Origin of the sequence: Streptomyces amakusaensis (genome assembly GCF_039532665.1) — a bacterium.
Lineage (GTDB): Bacteria > Actinomycetota > Actinomycetes > Streptomycetales > Streptomycetaceae > Streptomyces > Streptomyces amakusaensis.
This window is the reverse complement of sequence record NZ_BAAASB010000070.1, coordinates 1-1450: the sequence shown is the minus strand read 5'-3', so window position 1 is coordinate 1450 and position 1450 is coordinate 1. Positions and strand designations below refer to the sequence as shown.

The following is a 1450-nucleotide window of genomic DNA, read 5'->3' as shown; positions in this document are numbered from 1 at the left end:
CACGGATCCAGCCCGTCCACGGCCGCCTTCATCTCCTCGCCGACCAGACCGTTCAGTCCGTCTCCGGCCAGCCCGGTCGCGTCCACTCGGCGCAGGAGCCGCCCGGCGAGGCCGTCGCCGGGCTCGGGAACGATCAGCTTCCGTACGGTGCCGTCCTCCTCCAGGCGCGCCCTCAGGATGTCGTGGTGATCGACCAGTGCCTGAACCGCGTCCGTCAGGACGGTGAAGTCGAGCCCCACCGGGGTCTCCACCATCGCGGACAGAACGACCTGCCCCAGCTTCTCCGCACCCACCCGCTCGATCAGCTCATGCATGACCGGCGTCAGCGGAATCTCACCCACACCCGTATCACCACCGCCCACCGCGGCACCCTCACCCACCGCACCGGCCACCACAGCCAGCCCTTCGGGGGTCTGGCGTTCGAAGACCTGGCGGGCGGTGATGACGAGCCCGGCCTTACGGGCGCTCGAAACGAGCAGCATCGACATGATCGAGTCGCCGCCCAGCTCGAAGAACGAGCCGTCGGCACTGACCCGCTCAAGCCCCAGCACCTCGGCGAACAGGGCGCAGAAGACCTCTTCCGCCCGCGTCGCCGGAGCACGCCCACCGGCCTCGCCGGCGGACTCCGGCACGGGCAGCGCGGCCCGGTCCAGCTTCCCGTTGACCGTCAACGGCAGCGAATCGAGCACCACGAACGCTGCCGGAATCATGTACTCCGGCAGTCGGCCGCCAACGAACTCCCGCAGCACCGCCACGTCCACGGTTTCAGCGGCCACCACATACGCCACCAGGCGCTTGTCACCCGGCCGGTCCTCACGCACCACCACCGCGACCTGACCCACCGACTCGTGCCCGGCCAGGACCGCTTCGATCTCACCCGGCTCGACACGGAAGCCACGGATCTTCACCTGCTCATCCGCACGCCCCACGAACCACAACTGACCGTCCGCACTCCAACGAGCCAGGTCCCCGGAACGGTACATCCGCCCGCCGAAGGGGCTCGCCACGAAACGCTCCGCCGTCAGATCCGCACGCCCCGCATAACCACGCGCCAGACCCGCGCCCGCGACATACAGCTCACCCGTCACCCCCACCGGAACCGGCTGGAGGAAACCGTCCAGGACGAAGACCCGGGCATTGCCGATCGGGCTCCCGATCGCCGGAGGCTGATCGTCCGGGGTCATCCCCGCGTCCAGCGGAACGGCGGTGGTGATGACGGTCGCCTCCGTCGGACCGTACGTGTTCCACACCCGCGAACCAGCGAGCCACCGACTCGCCAGATCGGCATTGAGCCGCTCGGCTCCGAGGACCCAGTTCCGTACACCGGGCACCGCCGCCGGGTCGAGGACCCCGAGGAGTGAGGGGACGACGCTCGCGACCTCGACACCGGAGGTGCGGATCATCTCCGCCAACGCCTCCGGCTCCCGCCGCTCCTCACCCGACGCGATCG

General features: G+C 69.7%; 1 protein-coding gene. It reads right to left on the bottom strand.

The features are described 5' to 3' along the window. A partial coding sequence (locus ABD371_RS35660; protein ID WP_344486917.1) for an AMP-binding protein occupies window positions 1-1450 on the bottom strand: 1450 nt, incomplete at both ends.